This window comes from Rhizobium sp. 01L419, assembly GCF_056400025.1.
Genome location: NZ_JBFTSM010000020.1, coordinates 16,674 through 33,314 on the forward strand (window position 1 = coordinate 16,674; position 16,641 = coordinate 33,314).

The window sequence follows — 16,641 nt, forward strand, 5'->3', positions numbered from 1 at the left end:
CAGCCGCCATCCGCGAACTCGGTGAGACGACGAGCCTCACGACTGCTGCATTGACGGCCTTGGTCGTCCATATTTCTCGCACCTTCCGTTCCGAGCGCGAAAGATCTTAGAGAGTGAGCGCGCCTTCCGAGAACCGTTATCTGATCACACACGTCAGCTTCGCCTCTAAGCAAAAGTGACCTCGTTGGCGCATTCGGCCGCGTGCGCTATCGAGCGCTTTTACCCATATGATAAAAAGGGCCATCGCAGCTGAGACATGGGCGCTTCCAGCGCGGCTCATCATTTTGCCGACCGCCCGGCTCCGCTTACTTCAGACGTCGCGATAGCTGTTGCGCCGATGAACGCGGCCTCACTGAGACGAATGTCCCCACTCCTGGAACCGCATCGATTACTCCGAGCCTTGACAATTCTTGCCTAGCGCGATCAGCCGTCATCTTGCTGACGCCAAACCGGGACATCAGCTCGGCCTCTGAAGGCAGGCGGTCACCGGGTGCCCAGAACCCTTTGTTGATTTGATTCAGCATCTCATCGCAAATTTTCCGATACCCGGTCGGCGAGTTCCTTTTGTTTTCATCCATTTGATATTCTTCCTCCGACACAGCTGATCTGTGCTTGATGGCTCATCATATCTCGGAGTCTTGCGCCGGGCTCATAACTTGAGATTATGAAGTTATGCGCAGCCAGCTGGGGATGGTCACTTCGGACGCATAAACGTTGGGTCCAGGCTGTTGGCACTAAATGATCTAAGATAGGCGTTTTCGGCAGGGGCCGCCACGGCAACGCGGAAAACAAAAGCTCGCGTCGCACGCTGATGCGCAAGGACTGGACTCACCTGAACCAGCTTGTGAGTCTATCCGGCCAAGCGATATGGGGAGCCGAGGCTGGCGTCGTCCATTGCTGTTCCATTATAGAGAAACGGCGTCCGCTCGCGAGAGTTAACTGTGAATGAAGGCGACGAACGAATGAACGCATGGCGCACCTCTCAGCAAAAGAAATCGAGGGGTGCTGCCTGCTGCCGCATATTGCCAGGATTGACTTCGAAGGCAAGCAGGATCACCTGAGGAGAACTGGTCACGTGTCTTTGAAACGACTTTGAAATGTCAAGGACTCAGCGCGATATCACAATTTCGTGATCTGGGAGGCGGCCGGCGGTTACCTGCTTATGGTTGACTTCCCGGTCCAAAATTTTGGGAAGCAAGAATAGAACACGGGAAAAAAGCTGTCTCGCAGGTCGCTCTATCTCGCCGCCGCTACGTTCATGCGCGACCGCGACAAGCGTCTTCGAGCGCGTGCAGCCCAACTCGAAGAACTCGTACTCCCTTGGCATCAGCCTTTCTGAAAATGCTTATGATGCCCTCAACAGCGGCTTCCACCAAGAATTGATCAAAATGGTCCGGCAACTCAACGATTCGCCTAACCACAACAGCATTACTGCCACCCACCATCACAATTCCACTTCGCCAAGACTTTGATCGCCCAATACTACACTGATGGTATCACTTGGTGATGATTGCAATGCCGCGATCCTTGAAACCGATCTCGACCTCGGTTGCGGCTGCTAGCGGGTTTTCGACGGCGGGGTCAACCACAAAGAGCGTGCCGATCTTCGTCTTGACTTCATACTCCACATGGTCTCCGAGATAGGCCGAATGCGTGATTTGTCCGCCGAACGAACCGCCGTTCTTCGGCGCCAAAGTAATGGCGTTCGGACGAACCGCGAGCTGCGCCGGACCGGGACGGACATTGCGGCCGGGAACCCGATGCACGAGCCCCTCAACGTCGATCGTGGCACTTTCGCCTTCGACGCCAACCACCTCGCATGACAGCACATTGGCCTCGCCCATGAAGTCGGCAATGAAGGCGGAACTCGGCTGATCGTAGAGGTCGCGCGGCGCCCCCTGCTGGGCGACTTCCCCGTCCTTCATGACGATGATTTGGTCGGACACGGCGAGCGCCTCGTCTTGGTCGTGCGTCACATAGACAGCGGTAAAGCCGAGCCGCTGCTGCAACTCGCGGATTTCGGTCCTGACTCGGCGGCGAAGGCGCGCGTCGAGATTCGAAAGCGGCTCGTCGAGCAGCAACACCTGCGGCTCGAGCACCAGCGCACGGGCAACAGCGACACGTTGCTGCTGGCCACCCGAAAGTTCAGCGGGCAACCGCTGGCCCATGCCGCCCAGGCCGACGAGCATCAGTCCTTCCTCGGCGCGGTCGCGTGCTTCCTTGCGTTTCAGGCCTGACGATTCGAGGCCATAGGCGACGTTATCGAGTGCCGTCATGTGCGGGAAGAGCGCGTAGGACTGGAAGACCATCGAGACGTCACGTTCATTTGCCGGCAGCATCGTCACGTCCTTGCCGCCGATCAGGATCCGGCCGGAGGTTGGATGTTCGAGGCCGGCCAGCATGCGCAGTGTCGTCGTCTTGCCGCAGCCCGAAGGGCCGAGAAGCGTCACCAGCGTGCCCGGCTCGATCGTCATCGACAGATCAGGGATGGCGGTGAAGGCGCCGAAGGTCTTGCGGACGTTCTGGAAGACGACGGAACCGGCTTTGGTGCTGATCATGCGGTTTTCTCCTTGCCGAGCGGTGCGGAAGCGGTGGCGGTTGGCGCTGCGATGGCGATGCGGTTTTCACGCCGCAGCCGCCGCTCTCCGACGAGGAACTGGAAGCCCGTGATAACGGCGACCATGACGACGATCAGCGTCGAGGAATAGGCGATCGCCACGCCGTATTCGCCGTTCTCGACGAGGCCGACAATATAGGATGTCGCCATGTTGTATTGGGCGCTGACGAGGAAGACGACGGCGCTGATCGAGGTGATGGCGCGCACAAAGGAATAGACCAGCGCGGCGGTGATCGCCGGCCGCAGCAGCGGCAGGATGACCTTGCGGATCGTCCGGAAGCTGTCGGCGCGCAGTGTCAGCGAGGCCTCGTCGAGGCTCTTGTCGAGCTGGCTCATCGCCGCGACACCACCACGCACGCCGACCGGCATGTTGCGGAAGACGAAGCAGGCGATGAGGATGACGGCGGTGCCGGTCATTTCCAGCGGCGGCAGGTTGAAGGCCATGATGTAGCTTATGCCGATGACCGTTCCCGGGATCGCAAAACTCATCATCAGCGCGAATTCGAACAGATTGCGCCCCGCAAACTTCTGGCGAACTATGAGATAGGCCGTCAGCAGGCCGACAGCGGCCGTGAGCGGGGCGGAGATCAGTGCGATCTCCATCGTCGTCCAGAACGAATTCCAGGCGACCCCCGTCCACGCCAGGCCGCCGTCATCACGGAAACCGATCGAGAACGCACGGATGTAATGTTCTGTTGTGAGCGTGTTGTCGAGGCCCCAGGTCCGCACGAAACCACCGAACAGGATCATCGCATAGACGATGATGGTAAAGATCATCCAGGGGACGACGATCGCATGCACAGCAATCGAAACGACGCGTGGCAGTGCGATATGCTGACCGGAATCGCCCTTGCCGGTGACGGTGGCGAAGTTCTTGCCGGACAGCCAGAAACGCTGCGCCAGGAAGGCTGAAAGCGTGAAGCAGAGCAGGATCATGGCGAGCACCGCGGCGCGCGACGGATCGTTTTGCGAGCCGACCACAGCGAAGAAGATTTCCGTCGACAGCACGCCATGGCTGCCGCCGAGTACCAGAGGATTGCCGAAATCAGCCATGCTTTCGATGAAACCGATCAGGAAGGCGTTGGCCAGGCCGGGTTTCATCAGTGGTAGCGAAACCCTCCAGAAGGTGCGCCAGCGGTCGGCGCGCAGCGTCTGCGACGCCTCTTCCATGGATGGACTGACGCCTTCGACGACGCCGATGAGAACGAGGAAGGAGATTGGTGTGAACGAGAGCACCTGGGCAATCCAGATGCCGGTCAGGCCATAGAGCCATCGACCGGGCTCCACGCCAAGCAGAGACGACACGAGCTGAGTGGCGACACCGGACCGGCCAAAGAGCAATGTGAGCGCCAGCCCGACGACGAAGGGCGGGGTGATGATCGGCAGGATTGTCAGGAGACGGAGACCCTTCTTGAAGGGGAATCGTGTGCGCGTAGCGACCAGGGCAAAGCAGAGACCGAGCGTCGTCGAGCCGGCCGCCGTCATGATCGCCAGCCAGAGCGTGCGCCAGGCAACACCGCAGCGTTCTCCACCGACGATGCAGCCGAGACTCCAGACTGACGAATCCTGAATATTCGTCAGGAAGCCATCCGGATTGAAAGAACCGTCGAAATCCTGGAAAGCGCCGACGAACATGCTGCCGATCGGATAGAAGACGAAGACAGTGACGAGGAAGACCAGCATGGCGATCGCGCTGACGACGAACGCATCGCCCTTCATCACGCCACGTTCGGCCAAGCCGAAGGAAAAGATCAAGACGAAGACGAGGCCGACGACGATGGCGCCCGCGCCCATCGACGGCTGCCCGTCAGAAAGCGTCCCGAACAGCGTTTCGCTGATCGTCCAGTTCCAACCGGAAAAGCCGATAGCCAGCCCTTGCAGGGCCAGAAAGCCAAGACCGAGGCCACCCGCCCAGGCGAGCAACGCACTGCGGCGATCAGGATCGCGAAGGAAGCGCGCGACGCCGCCAAGCAGAACGCAAAAGGCGGCGATCGCGAGCCACCATCGGCCATGAGAGACGATCTGCAGGATTCCAGGCGCCGTGGAGGGATCGTCCGGGAAATCAGACAGCCAGGCGAGGCCGAAGAAGCCGCCTTCGATCCGATACCACGGGAGCAGTATCAGGGCGGCGACAGCAAAGACGAGAGCGATATCCAGTCTGCGATTGTGGTTCTTCATCGGGTCGCTCCCGCTTGAGCAGCAACATGCATCTGGCCGGCGGCTTCCGCAGCCGGCCATTGGATTTGGATGGAGGTCAGTTGGCGTTCGCGCCGATTTCCTTGTCCCAGCGCGACAGAAGCGCCTTGCGCTTGTCAGGATCGCCGTAGGTCTTGAAGTCGTAGTCGATCAGCTTGATATCCTCGAACTTTGGCGATTCCTTCGGAACGTCGGCCGATTTGTTCGACGGCAGCTGGAAGGACTTGGCGTCCTTCATGTGCGACTGCACTTCGGCCGTCAGCGCCCAGTCATACCACTTTTTGGCGTTCTCAAGATTCTTGGCGCCCTTGATGATCGACATCGAGCCGATCTCGTAGCCGGTGCCTTCGCAAGGGGCGACCGACTTGACCGGGAAGCCCTCCACAGTCTGCGCGACGGCATCGTGCATGAAGACGATGCCGATCGTCGCTTCGCCGCGGGCGGCAGCCTTCACCGGCGCCGAGCCTGACTTGGTATATTGCGAGATATTGGCGTTGAGTTTTCCGAGGTAATCGAAAGCCTTGTCCTCGCCCATGATCTGCACGAGTGTTGCAAGGGCTGTGTAGGCGGTACCAGACGAATTCGGATTTGCGATCTGGATCTCGCCCTTGTAGGACGCATCGAGGAGGTCGGCCCAGCACTTCGGTTCCTTCAGGCTCTTCTTGGCCAGCAGGTCGGTGTTATAGCCCCAGCCGAGAGCGCCGGCGTAAACGCCGACCGTACGATAATTGGCACTTTCGGCTTGCTTCTTTGCCCAGTCGTTTAGCTGGTCGAGCATCGGCGACTTGTATTCTTGCGTCAGGCCTTCGCTGGCGGCCTGCAGATGGGGGTCGCCGGTACCTGCCCACCAGATGTCCGTCTTCGGATTGCGCGCCTCGGCGCGGACCTTCGCATAGGTTTCTCCCGAAGACAGGCGAACCATATTGACCTTGATGTCCGTCTGCTTCTCGAAACTGTCCTTCATCATTTCGCAGATCACGACGTCGGCCGAACAGATCAGGTTGAGATCCCCAGCGGCATGCGCCGAGTAGGCAACAAAAGAGACACCCGCGACAACTGCTGCCGCAATAACATTGGCTGAACGCATTCTATCCTCCTGGAATGATGTCGGCGCCTCCACGCCGTTCGCTTTTGCAAGCGTGTGCAAAGCCTGCATGAGCACAAAGGCCCTGTCAATCACCTTTGTCATAAAAGTGTCATAAAGAACCGCGGGTCGTGTCTTGCACGCAATTGCAAATTTGTGCACAGTCTCGGCAAAGGGAGGTGCCGGTGGTCACTAAGGATTTTGTCAGCGCTCAGGAAGTCGCGGCGAAAGCGGGCGTTTCGCGCTCGGCGGTATCGCGTGCCTTCACCCCAGGGGCGAGCGTATCGGCGGAGACGCGCAGGCGCGTAATGGATGCAGCCGAGGCGCTTGGCTATCACGTTAATCATCTTGCCCGGGGACTGATGACGAATGAGAGCGGAATCGTCTGCCTCATCGTGTCGGAGCTCGGAACGCCGTTTCGCTCATCTCTCATCAGGGCGATCACGCAGCAGCTTCAGATGAGCGGAAAGATCGCGATGCTGGTCAACACTGACCGTTCCGATGGAAGTGTGGACCGGGCGCTGCGGCAGGCGATTCACTACCGTGCCGATGCATCGATCATCCTGTCCGGACTGCCGGACAAATCGATCACGCAGCTCTGCCTCAAGAATGGTCAACGCCTGGTTCTCATCAACCGCGATGACGATCAGCCGGGGCCGTTACGCATCAATCTCGACGATCACGAGGCCGCCGGCCGCATTCTCACCGCCTTCATCCGCGCAGGCTGCCGCCAATTGGCATTCGCCAATTCCGAGGTCGGCACGCCGAGCCTGATGGCACGCGAGCGCGGTTTCGTTGCGGCAGCCGCCGCCCTTGGAATAGAGGTCGTGGTCGAGCGTCACGGCTCGACCGGCTATGAGGCGGGAAAGGTGGTCGCCCAGAGGCTGCTGACGCGTAAGGAACGGCCGGACGCGATTTTCTGCGCGAACGATCTGCTGGCCTGCGGCGTCATGGACGCCGCCCGCCATCAGTTCAAGATCTCTGTTCCCGACCAGCTTTGCATTGCGGGTTTCGACGATATCGAGCAGGCATCGTGGTCTTCCTATGATCTGACGACCTTCGCGCAGCCGGTTGAGACGGTGGCGCGCGAAGCTGTCGCGTACTTGGCGGCTCCTGCGTTGCCGCAGGATACCGGTGAGGTCAGATCCCTAAAACTTCATGCCGAGCTGGTGTGGCGCGGCTCGATCCGCGGCGGGTGACCGGTTGCGGCGTCAAACTTCGCGAATGAGCTGGAAAAGGCTTCATATCCTCCATCGGACCATACATGAAGAACGGCGATAAACGGCAGAAAAACAAGGACGCAGGTTTGCTGCAACAACTTGCGCTCGTTCCCGAGACCTTATTCAAGGCCGCCTTTCTGCAGCAGTATGGCGCGGTCTGCTTTCGTTATGTCGGAGACGAAGAGCAGATCGAGATCTTGCTGATCACCTCGCGCGAAAGTCGTCGATGGGTCATACCCAAGGGCTGGCCGATCAAAAAAAGGAAGCCCTTTCAAACAGCTGCCATCGAAGCCTTTGAGGAGGCGGGTGTCGAGGGGAGCGTGCGCAAAAAACCGATCGGCCGATATACCTATCTCAAGGAACTTGGACCTGACACAGTGTCGCCTTGCATCGTCGAATTGTTTCAGATCGAGGTCAAGGGCCTGACCGCTGACTTTAAAGAACGCGGCGAGCGGGTTCTCGCTTGGGTTTCTCCTGATGAAGCGGCGCGGCGCGTGCGTGAGCTGGAGCTCAAATCGCTCCTCGTATCCTTCAGGCCTCACCCGCCGCGAGCAAAGATAAAAATCAAGAGATGAGGGGTCCTTTTTCGGGTGCGGTTCGCATCTCAATCTTGTCTTTCATGAAGCGGACGCCGAGACCGTTAGAAAGCGGCTGAGCGCATGGGGCGCCACATGTCCTAACCTCAAAAACACGGAACGCCACCATTATGAGTTTATCGTCAATCGAAAAAGCATCGGACCAGATTAGGGATCGAGATATCGTTACTGTTGGTTCGACCGAGGTTTATGCCAATCGCTGGATGACGGTCCGCGAGGACAAGATCCGGCGCCGCGACGGTTCGCCCGGCCTCTACGGCTTTGTCGACAAACCTGATTTCGTGATGATCCTGCCCTTCGACCATGGCCATGTTCACCTGGTTCAACAGTTCCGATATCCGATCAAGTCGCGTCAGTGGGAATTTCCGCAGGGGAGCTGGGAAGATAATCCGGATGCCGATCCCGAAGAGCTCGCCCGCGGCGAGTTGCAGGAGGAGACCGGGTTGATCGCTTCCTCACTGGTCAGGATCGGCACCATCTATCCGCTCTATGGAACCGTAACCCAGAGATGCCATGTCTTCTTCGCGTCGGATCTGACGGCGGGAGACAACAAGCCTGAGCACGAAGAGCAGGATCTCATCCGGGCGACGGTTTCGGTCGACGAGCTGCAACGGATGATCCTTGATGGCGATCTCCAGGACGCAGGCACCATTGCCGCTTTTGGGCTTGCGAGATTACGCAAACTTCTGTGACAGCGCCGTCGCGATATGTGACGACAGGGCAGCTGTTGCAGGCAATCAACGAAGGCCATCAATTTGCTTGCAGACATCAGGGCGGGTATGAAACGAATTGTCTTATTCTCGGGCGGCAGCGCCTGTCGATCAATCAATGTCGCGCTATGTCGAAGCGGAGCCGACGTTATCCGCGTCGTGCCTGCCTGGGATAGCGGCGGTAGCTCGAAAGTCCTTCGTGAACGGCTTGCAATCCTCTCAGTGGGAGCCATCCGCCAGGCCTTGATGACGATGGCACATGGAGAGGGCTGCGCCGGCGACGTGGTCAAGATCTGCAACGCCCGGCTTTCGGCCAATCTTGGCCTTGAGGATGCCCGCAAGGAATTTCTCTTCTATGCGGACGGCCGTCATCCGTTGCTTGAGAGAATGGAGCCTGGCCTGCGGGGAGCGATCCTGAACTATTTGAACACGTTTCACACTGCTGTCGGCCGCGATTTCGACTTCAGGCACGGGAGCGTCGGCAATTTCATTCTGACGGGCGCCTGTCTGGCGCATAATGGAGATGTCAACACCGCGATCTTCGTGTTCAGGAAGCTGTGCGGCATTCGCGGAAACGTGTGGCCGTCGTCCTGCGACAACAACCTGCTTCTCTCAGCAACGCTGAAGGACGGCCGCACGCTTTCGCCCCAGGACGTCATCACATCGATGGCGGACGAGGAGGCAAAGGTTGGAATCGCAGAGGTCGCACTGACCTGCGCCGATCAGCGCCTGGCGCTTGCCAATCCCGCTGTGCTCGACGCCATTGCCCACGCGGACCTGATCGCGTTCGGTCCGGGCAGCCTCTACACAAGTATCCTTCCGCATCTTCTGGTCGGTGGCCTCGCTTTGGCGGTCGAAAAGGCCAGCTGCCCAACGGTCTTTATCGGCAATATCCTGCAATGCCGGGAGACCATGGGGCTAACGCTCGAAGACGTTCTGTCGGCGACGGATCTGCACGGACGCAAAGGGGGCGCAACCTCGGATCTGTTCACCTTCGTCCTTGCAAACAGGATGCTGTTTCCGTTCGAAAAGACGGTCGGAAAATTTCCCTACCTACGAGAGGACCGCCAGGAGAGGAACGATCATCAGGTCATCAAGGGTGAATTCGAAGATGCCTGGAGCCGTGGCCAGCATGACGGCGACGCAACAGCTGCAGCCTTGCTGAAAATCGCTTCCGGAGGTGCTTGGAATGCATGAGATAGTGAACAGGATCGACGAGGTCAGGCGCTTGAAGGGTTTCCTGACCGTTGGCGAAACGCTGCAGCTTGCAGATCTCGGCGTCACCATCATTGATCCGTTCTCGACCTTGATTTCCCGCCGCGCCAACCTGGCGTCTGGTGTCTTCGTCTGGCCCAATGTGACATTGGAGGCGGGTCCTGAGGCGGCGGTCAGCATCGGCGCGTCGACCGTGCTTCACAGCGGCGTGCGGATCGCGGCTGGGGCCGGCTCGATTGCCATCGGTGCAAACGGTGATCTCGGCCAGGAGGGCGGCTTCACCTTCGTCACCAGTGCGCCAAGTGACAAGATCCACATCGGAAACGACGCCCGGTTGAATGGCGGCGGCTCCATTGCCGGGAGCGCCAATCTTGGTGATGGAGCACAGGTTCTTGGCCCGATCCGCATCCAGAATTGCCAGCTTGGCGGCGGCGGCTCTTTTCGAGAACCTGATCCGGATAAACGAGGAGGAGTCCTCAAAGGCATCGGCATTGCCAGAAACATTGATGTCCCGACCGGTATGGTCATTCAAGCATTTGGGCTGTTTTCTGAAGCGCCCGTCCGGTGGCAGACCTATTTCCATACGAAAAAAGACGAGTGACCCTACAAAGACTGAGACCCGGCGGGCATCCGCCGAGCGCGCTTGCAACTCCCGTGAAAATTCATCGGAGAGAACGAGTTTATATCCCATGATTACTGGACTTGACCCAATTGCACGCGCGTGCAATTGTGAGCGCGTGCAAAGCATCTGAGGGGAAATCACATGCATCCAGTATCCGACGTCGCCTTGGCGGAAACGCGTGCGGACTATTGCCGCACTATCATCCGCGCTGCCGGGGATCTGGTTCTCAAGGGCTTTTATGCAGGAGCGGGACCAGGCCTGTCGATGAAGGGTCCACAAGACTATCTGACGGAGACCGACGCCGCTTCGGAGGCCCTGATCCGCGACGGTATCCTGGCTCGCTTTCCGGGTGACAGCTTCTTCGGCGAAGAAGGCGGTGGCGCTATCGGTGAGCGCGTTTGGGTCGTCGACCCCGTCGACGGCACGGCCAATTTCGCGCGCGGCATTCCCCATTTCTGCATTTCGATCGCTTACGTGGAGAAGGGGGTGACGCAGTTCGGCGCCATCTACAACCCCGCGCTCGACGAGCTTTATTTTGCTGAGCGCGGCCACGGCGCCCGTTTGAACGGCAAGACGATTCGGGTCGCTGCGACAAATCGTTACGATGCCACCACGATCGAAATGGGATGGTCGACCCGCGTTGCGAACGAGACCTATCTCGCCGTGGTGAAGGGGCTGCTTGATCTTGGGACCAATGTGCGACGGGCGGGTTCGGGTGCGCTGGCTTTGGCCTATGTGGCCGATGGCCGCTCCGACGGCTATGTAGAACTGCATATGAATTCCTGGGATTGCCTCGCAGGCCTTCTCCTCGTCAGCGAGGCGGGTGGCGATGTCTGCCCCTTCTTGGAGATCGGCAGCCTGGAAAACGGTGGCCCGGTCCTTGCGGTTGCCCCGGCGATAGCTGCCGGGATCAGCAAGATTGCAAAAATCCCGCTCGCTCTAGCCGGCAACCGGCCGGAGGCAACACATCCGGCAGGGTCTATAGCGTCCGCAGGAACGTGAAGCATAGACGGTTCGCAACGGCCAGAGGCGCAAGCCCAGGAGGATTTGACATGGATGGACCTGTCTACGCACGCCCGACCATCAGTTTGATCGCGGAAGGCCTCGGACCCTTCCGGGCCGCTCTCTTCATTGGCGGCGGCGGCGGCGCAAGCAATATCGGCCTGCTGCGTCAGCACCAGATCACGACTGTGGTGAACTGTGCCGTCAATCTCGACATCAACTATGTAAAGGCGGATGAGGAAGCAGCCGACATAAGACCATCAGGCTACGGCGATATCCGCTACTACAAGGTCGGTCTGATCGATGGAGAGGGCAGCCCCGATACGATGATGCTCGGCGCCTATTACATCCTCGACGGGGCTCTGCGCCAGACCATGCCGAAGCGGGAGACCTATCCCTTCCCTGACGGCGGCAACATCTTGGTCAATTGCCGCAGCGGCCGCAGCCGCTCCGTTTCGCTGGTTGCGCTTTTCCTTCACAAGCAGCAGCCGCATCTCTATCCGTCGATGGACGCCGCCCTTGCCATCATTCGTGAGCGGCGCGAGTTGCATCCGGACGAGTGGTTCGAAACGCCGAAGCCGGCGCTCTATGACGCGGCCCGGCGTGCATCAGAATGGATCGACCTGATCGAAGCTCGAAAGCAGGGCAATTGATGTCGCCTCGTCCTTTCCCCGAAATTGCTGTTGTTGCGGACGCACATTTTCACGATATCGATGCCGATTTCAGCTTTTCCGGTCTCAGGATCGGCGGCCGGGCGCTGACCATGCGTAGCTGGTCGGACACACGCCAGTCGACGCGGGTTTTCAACGAAAGCGCCGGCGCACTCCACGCCGCGCTCGAGAAGGTGGAGAAGCGCGGCATCCGCCATGTCGTGCTGTTGGGCGATTATAGTGACGATGGCCAGCGGGCGACGACGGAAAAATTGGCAGATATCCTGCAGCGGCACAGCCGCGACCATGGCACAGCCTTTTATGCGCTGCCTGGAAATCATGACATCTTCGGCCTGCGTGGCCGCCATCACACCAAGGAATTCCTGACGGAGGCCGGTCGGCCCATCCTCGTCTCAAGCGATGCCGGGCTTGCCGGCAAAGGTCCTGTCTTCAGCGATAGCATGTATTGCGAAGGATATCCGGAGGGACTTCGCCCGATGGCGAATTTCGGCTTCTTCCGGCGGCCGGAATACGTCCATTGGGAAAGCCCGTTCGGATCGTCCGATTCCGAGGAGGACAGGCTTTACGAGGTATCGTCGCCGGACGGTCGCAATCGCTACCAGCTCATGGATGCCTCCTATCTCGTCGAACCGACGCCCGGTCTCTGGCTGTTGATGATCGATGCGAATGTCTTCGAGCCGCTCGATGGCGCCTTCACGCATGGGGAAGAGGCTGCCTTCACCGACAGCACCGCCGGCGGCTGGAACGCCATGCTGCGGCTCAAGCCCTTTATTCTCTCCTGGATCAGCGACGTCGCGCGCCGAGCACGTCGTCTCGGCAAGACCTTGCTTGCCTTTTCTCACTACCCTGCCCTTGATCCGTTCGATGGCGCTTGCGAGGCCGAGAAGGCTCTTTTCGGTGAAACCAATGTCGTGCGCCGCACGCCGCGGCTCGAAGTCGAGGACGCCTTTTGCGCCGCCGGTGTGCACGTTCATTTCAGCGGTCACCTGCATGTCGAAGGCCTCACTAGGCGGGGTCACGACAAAAGTTCCTTCACCAATATTGCGGTGCCGTCCCTCGTCGCATTTCCTCCGGCCTTCAAGGTCATCAAGCCTTCGCATCATGACGTGGTGATCGATACGGTCGAATTGGCGGCCACGTCCGTCGATCATCGTCTTTTGGCAGGCTATCGGCTGGAAACGGCCGCATCCCACGAGCACGGCGAGGCGGCTCACGCCGCCGAAACCTATGGCGATTTTCTGCGGGCTCATAAACGGGCGCTTGTCGTCCACCGTTACCTTCCGAAGGAATGGCCAGGCGCGATCGCTGCATCGGTCTTGCCGATGAGTGTCGCACAGGCGATAGAATGCTTCCCCGGACAGGGTGAAGGCTTGACGCCATCAAGCGTTGCCTTGGCCGAAAACCTCCCAATGATCGAGCTGATTGCCGATTGGTACTGCCTGCGGCAGGGCGCCTATCTGGCGATAGCGTACATCGAACCAGAACGGCTGGCGCTCTATCGGTTGCTGGCAGATCAATTCGGACTTGAGCCCGGCGCCCATGATGGATCGCTTGCACGGTTTCTCGGCATTTTCTTTGGAGCGCTCGGAGCGTTTCTCGATCGTGCCACAGAGTCCCGAAGCAGCGTTGTCGTCCGCCTTGAACGGGAGCTGCAGGATGAGCCGGCCTAGCGGCGAGATCGAATGGAAATGGCGTTGCATCGGCAGGACACCGGTCTGACGGCCCGATATGGATGAGTGCCGGGTGCGCGTCCGGTCATAGGCAGCAGGTGATGGTATGGAATCGACTATCGTCAGCATCAATCTGTTCGGCGCAGTTGCGCTGCTTCTCTTCGGCCTCGCCCAGGTCAAGGATGGAATGACGCGCGCCTTCGGTACAAAACTCCGTGCGGGGCTCGCGAGAAGTACCAGAAGCGGTGCCCGGTCGATCTGCGCGGGCTTCGTTGCCACCATTGCTCTGCAAAGTTCAACGGCGACCGCCTTGATGGTCGCCTCCTTCGTCGAAAGAGACATGATCGTGCCAGCCATGGCGCAGATCGTGCTTCTCGGAGCAAATGTCGGGACGGCTGCGACCGCGTGGATTGTCGCTCTTGGCCTTGGCTGGCTTTCGCCGCTGCTCATCCTTATCGGGACGGTCCTGCTGCGCGGGAAGTCCATCGCGCTCCAGGGAGGGGGTACCGCTCTTGTCGGGGTCGGCCTGATGCTCTTGTCATTGCATCTGCTGTCGGGAGCGACCGATCCCATCCGTCAATCGCCGGCTCTCAGCCTCTTCATCACCATGCTTGGAAATGCATGGCCGGTGGCGTTGATCTTCTCGGCCGTTCTGGCGATTTTGGCATCGTCCAGCCTCGCGGTCGTCGTTCTTATCCTGTCGCTCGCCGCCGGTGGCGGTATCGACACCGGGCTCGTAATCGTGCTCGTCCTTGGCGCCAACCTCGGAGGAGCAGTTCCCGCCGTCCTTGCCACCCTTCGGGCACCGACGAGCGCCCGCAGAGTCACGCTCGGGAACCTGATCGTGCGCGCAATCGGCGTGTGTATCGCCCTTCCTCTTGCAGGCTATGGTGCAGACCTTCTGGAATTATCGCCGCTGCCGCATCAGAATTTCGCCGTCGATGCCCATCTCGCCTTCAATCTTGTCGTCGCCCTTGTCGCCTGGCCATTGTCGCCCTTCATCCTGTCGCTGATGTCTCGTCTGCTGCCGGAGGCAAAGCAGGATCTTGAGGAGAGCAGCTACCTGGACAGCAATGATCTCGCTCGTCCGCTCTCCGCTCTTGCGGGCGCAAGCCGCGAGGTCATGGTCGTCGGCGATCTGGTCGCACGGATGCTGACGCAGGCAAGTGAGGCGATCAATCGCAACGACCCCTCGGTTCTTGCCAGCGTAACAATGCTGGAAGGCCGGGTCGATCGGATCCAACACGCGATCAAGGTCTATATTTCCAAGCTTGGTCATAACGGCTTGAGCGCAGAAGAACATCGCCGTTCGATGGACATCGTTGAATATGCCATCAATCTGGAGCATATCGGCGACATTATCGAAAAAGGCATTCTCCCGGAAATCGCCAAAAAGATCGATCGTGGCCTGCAATTCTCGCGCGACGGGCAGGAAGAAATCGCCGGCCTGTTTAACGTGACGCTGGAGAGCATCCGCATGGCGCAGACTGTCTTTGCGACACAAAACGCGATGCTGGCGCGCCGCTTGGTGGAGATCAAGGAGGATGTGCGCCGGCTCGAAAAGCAGTCGGCCGAACGGCACCTGCAGCGCCTGCGCGAGGAGCGGCCAGAAAGTATTCAGACGAGCTCGCTGCATCTCGATATTCTGCGCGACCTGAAGCGTATTCATGCCCATATCGCAGCCGTTGCCCATCCGATCCTCGATCAAAGCGGTCTTCTAATCGAAAGCCGGATCCGCCAGGCGAACTAACGCGCCGTCGTCCTCTCCACCATGGCAACCGACACGACCTGGATCCTTGTTTCGGCCTGGTCGCTGTCGAGCGCAGTCAGCACTTTTTCGGTCAGGTCCTCAAGCGGCTGGGCGACCGTGGTCAACTGGTAGCTCTTCCAGCCCGCCTGCGGAATGTCGTCGAAACCGACGATCGACAGATCCTCAGGCACGCGGCGGCCCATCTCCAGGCGGGCTGCGTCCAGAAAGCCGAGCGCCATGAGGTCGGTGACGCAGAATGCGCCATCGATCGTCTTGTCCGAAAGCAATTCGCAGGCGGCCCTGTAACCGCTGTCGTAGGCCGTCGGACCGCCAGACCAAGCCACGACTTCGACACCTTCGATCCCCATGCGCTGGCCGAACGCATTTGCCCGCCGAACCTGTGACGGGGTCTGGCTGCTGCTTGAAACGACAGCGACCTTTTTGCAACCGGCTTTGACCAGCCGCATGGCGGCAAGCTCGGCTCCGTGAGAATCGTCGCTCAGCACCATGCTGGTATCGGTTCTGTCGATGCGCTGGTTGATCAAAATGAGACGCACGCCATTGGCAATGCACTCGTCGATGATCGATGTGGGCGGCTCACCGGACAGTACGATGATAGCCTGCGCGCGAAACTCGAATAGAAGCTCGATGAGGGGCGCAATATCCTTACGCGCGTCGGCTGCGTTGAGCAGCAGGCACTGCAGGCCCTTTCGCAACAGGCCGATGCTTAAGAGATCAAGCTGCCTGGAGATGAATGGCGAACTCAGATTGGCGCCGACCACGCCGATGAGATTAGAGCGATCGCTCATCAATCCCTGCGCCAGGCGATTGACGCGATAACCAAGTTCGCCAGCCGCTTTCAGCACCTTGCGGCGCACCGATTTCGATACGCTGCCGCCATTGAACGTGCGCGATACAGCTGAGCGCGATACGCCTGCGCGTTTCGCGACTTCCTCTGCCGTCACAAATGTCTGTGCCATCAATCGTTCCCACCTGAACCAGAGCATATCACAGGGCATAAAGTGCAGGTTTTTCCAATCGAAAAATTACGCGCCTCCGCCAAGCGCGCTCGATTTAGCGATGTCGATCCTGACAAGGATGCAAGGAAAAATGACAGCGATCTGCACCCTCGGCGAATGCACATGCAAAGCTGTTCGAAAAATCAGATTTTAGGACAAAAAAATACAAACAAAAACAACATGATAATATATTGATCGCGCGTGCATTTTGTCGTTGACAAAGTCGTCAATTCGATGAATCATGTGTTCCAGAAAGAGGGGCAAATGGA

At 59.2% G+C, this 16,641-nt stretch carries 14 protein-coding genes; 9 read left to right on the forward strand and 5 right to left on the reverse strand.

From position 1 onward, the window contains the following. Nucleotides 1-305: 305 nt before the first annotated feature. The 4 genes from AC1DUP_RS30140 to AC1DUP_RS30155 form a co-directional block, all read right to left on the reverse strand. A complete protein-coding gene (locus AC1DUP_RS30140) occupies nucleotides 306-578 on the reverse strand; it encodes a GntR family transcriptional regulator (protein WP_115038198.1) in 273 nt (90 codons plus the stop codon). Nucleotides 579-1,496: 918 nt separating this feature from the next. Then, complete coding sequence (locus tag AC1DUP_RS30145) at nucleotides 1,497-2,558, reverse strand: ABC transporter ATP-binding protein (protein ID WP_115038194.1); 1,062 nt, start codon at nucleotides 2,556-2,558, stop codon at nucleotides 1,497-1,499. Further along, entirely contained in the window at nucleotides 2,555-4,795 is a 2,241-nt protein-coding gene (locus tag AC1DUP_RS30150; protein WP_115038192.1) for an ABC transporter permease, read from the reverse strand. Before AC1DUP_RS30150 ends, AC1DUP_RS30145 begins: the two co-directional genes overlap by 4 nt. 76 nt (nucleotides 4,796-4,871) lie before the next feature. Further along, nucleotides 4,872-5,900 carry an ABC transporter substrate-binding protein gene (locus tag AC1DUP_RS30155; RefSeq protein WP_115039181.1) on the reverse strand — a complete coding sequence of 343 codons (1,029 nt, stop codon included), beginning with the start codon at nucleotides 5,898-5,900 and terminating at the stop codon, nucleotides 4,872-4,874. Between the two features lie 182 nt (nucleotides 5,901-6,082). On the opposite strand from AC1DUP_RS30155, the gene AC1DUP_RS30160 reads away from it, so the two are divergent. From AC1DUP_RS30160 to AC1DUP_RS30200, 9 genes are all read left to right on the forward strand, one after another. After that, nucleotides 6,083-7,096, forward strand: a complete 1,014-nt coding sequence (locus AC1DUP_RS30160) for a LacI family DNA-binding transcriptional regulator (RefSeq protein ID WP_113335522.1) — start codon at nucleotides 6,083-6,085, stop codon at nucleotides 7,094-7,096. Nucleotides 7,097-7,161: 65 nt separating this feature from the next. Then, entirely contained in the window at nucleotides 7,162-7,692 is a 531-nt protein-coding gene (locus AC1DUP_RS30165) for an NUDIX hydrolase (protein ID WP_115038190.1), read from the forward strand. 131 nt (nucleotides 7,693-7,823) lie between these two features. After that, nucleotides 7,824-8,405, forward strand: coding sequence for an NUDIX hydrolase (locus AC1DUP_RS30170; protein WP_115038188.1), 582 nt, complete (start codon nucleotides 7,824-7,826; stop codon nucleotides 8,403-8,405). Between the two features lie 87 nt (nucleotides 8,406-8,492). Beyond that, nucleotides 8,493-9,620, forward strand: coding sequence for a gluconeogenesis factor YvcK family protein (locus AC1DUP_RS30175; protein WP_477836384.1), 1,128 nt, complete (start codon nucleotides 8,493-8,495; stop codon nucleotides 9,618-9,620). Nucleotides 9,621-9,651: 31 nt separating this feature from the next. Continuing rightward, a complete protein-coding gene (locus tag AC1DUP_RS30180) occupies nucleotides 9,652-10,239 on the forward strand; it encodes a hypothetical protein (protein WP_477836386.1) in 588 nt (195 codons plus the stop codon). Nucleotides 10,240-10,401: 162 nt separating this feature from the next. Beyond that, nucleotides 10,402-11,262, forward strand: coding sequence for an inositol monophosphatase family protein (locus AC1DUP_RS30185; protein ID WP_115038182.1), 861 nt, complete (start codon nucleotides 10,402-10,404; stop codon nucleotides 11,260-11,262). A gap of 50 nt (nucleotides 11,263-11,312) precedes the next feature. Continuing rightward, the gene (locus AC1DUP_RS30190) at nucleotides 11,313-11,915 is read left to right on the forward strand and encodes a dual specificity protein phosphatase family protein (protein WP_115038180.1); all 603 of its coding nucleotides are present in this window, start codon (nucleotides 11,313-11,315) and stop codon (nucleotides 11,913-11,915) included. Continuing rightward, complete coding sequence (locus tag AC1DUP_RS30195; RefSeq protein WP_115038178.1) at nucleotides 11,915-13,603, forward strand: metallophosphoesterase family protein; 1,689 nt, start codon at nucleotides 11,915-11,917, stop codon at nucleotides 13,601-13,603. Before AC1DUP_RS30190 ends, AC1DUP_RS30195 begins: the two co-directional genes overlap by 1 nt. 106 nt (nucleotides 13,604-13,709) lie before the next feature. Further along, on the forward strand, nucleotides 13,710-15,353 hold the full coding sequence (locus tag AC1DUP_RS30200) for a Na/Pi cotransporter family protein (RefSeq protein WP_113335514.1): 1,644 nt from the start codon (nucleotides 13,710-13,712) through the stop codon (nucleotides 15,351-15,353). Here the strand turns inward: AC1DUP_RS30200 and AC1DUP_RS30205 are convergent. Beyond that, nucleotides 15,350-16,333 (reverse strand): LacI family DNA-binding transcriptional regulator, encoded by a 984-nt coding sequence (locus AC1DUP_RS30205; protein ID WP_113335513.1) that lies wholly within the window; start codon nucleotides 16,331-16,333, stop codon nucleotides 15,350-15,352. The two genes, AC1DUP_RS30200 and AC1DUP_RS30205, sit on opposite strands and share 4 nt — an antisense overlap. Nucleotides 16,334-16,641: the final 308 nt, after the last annotated feature.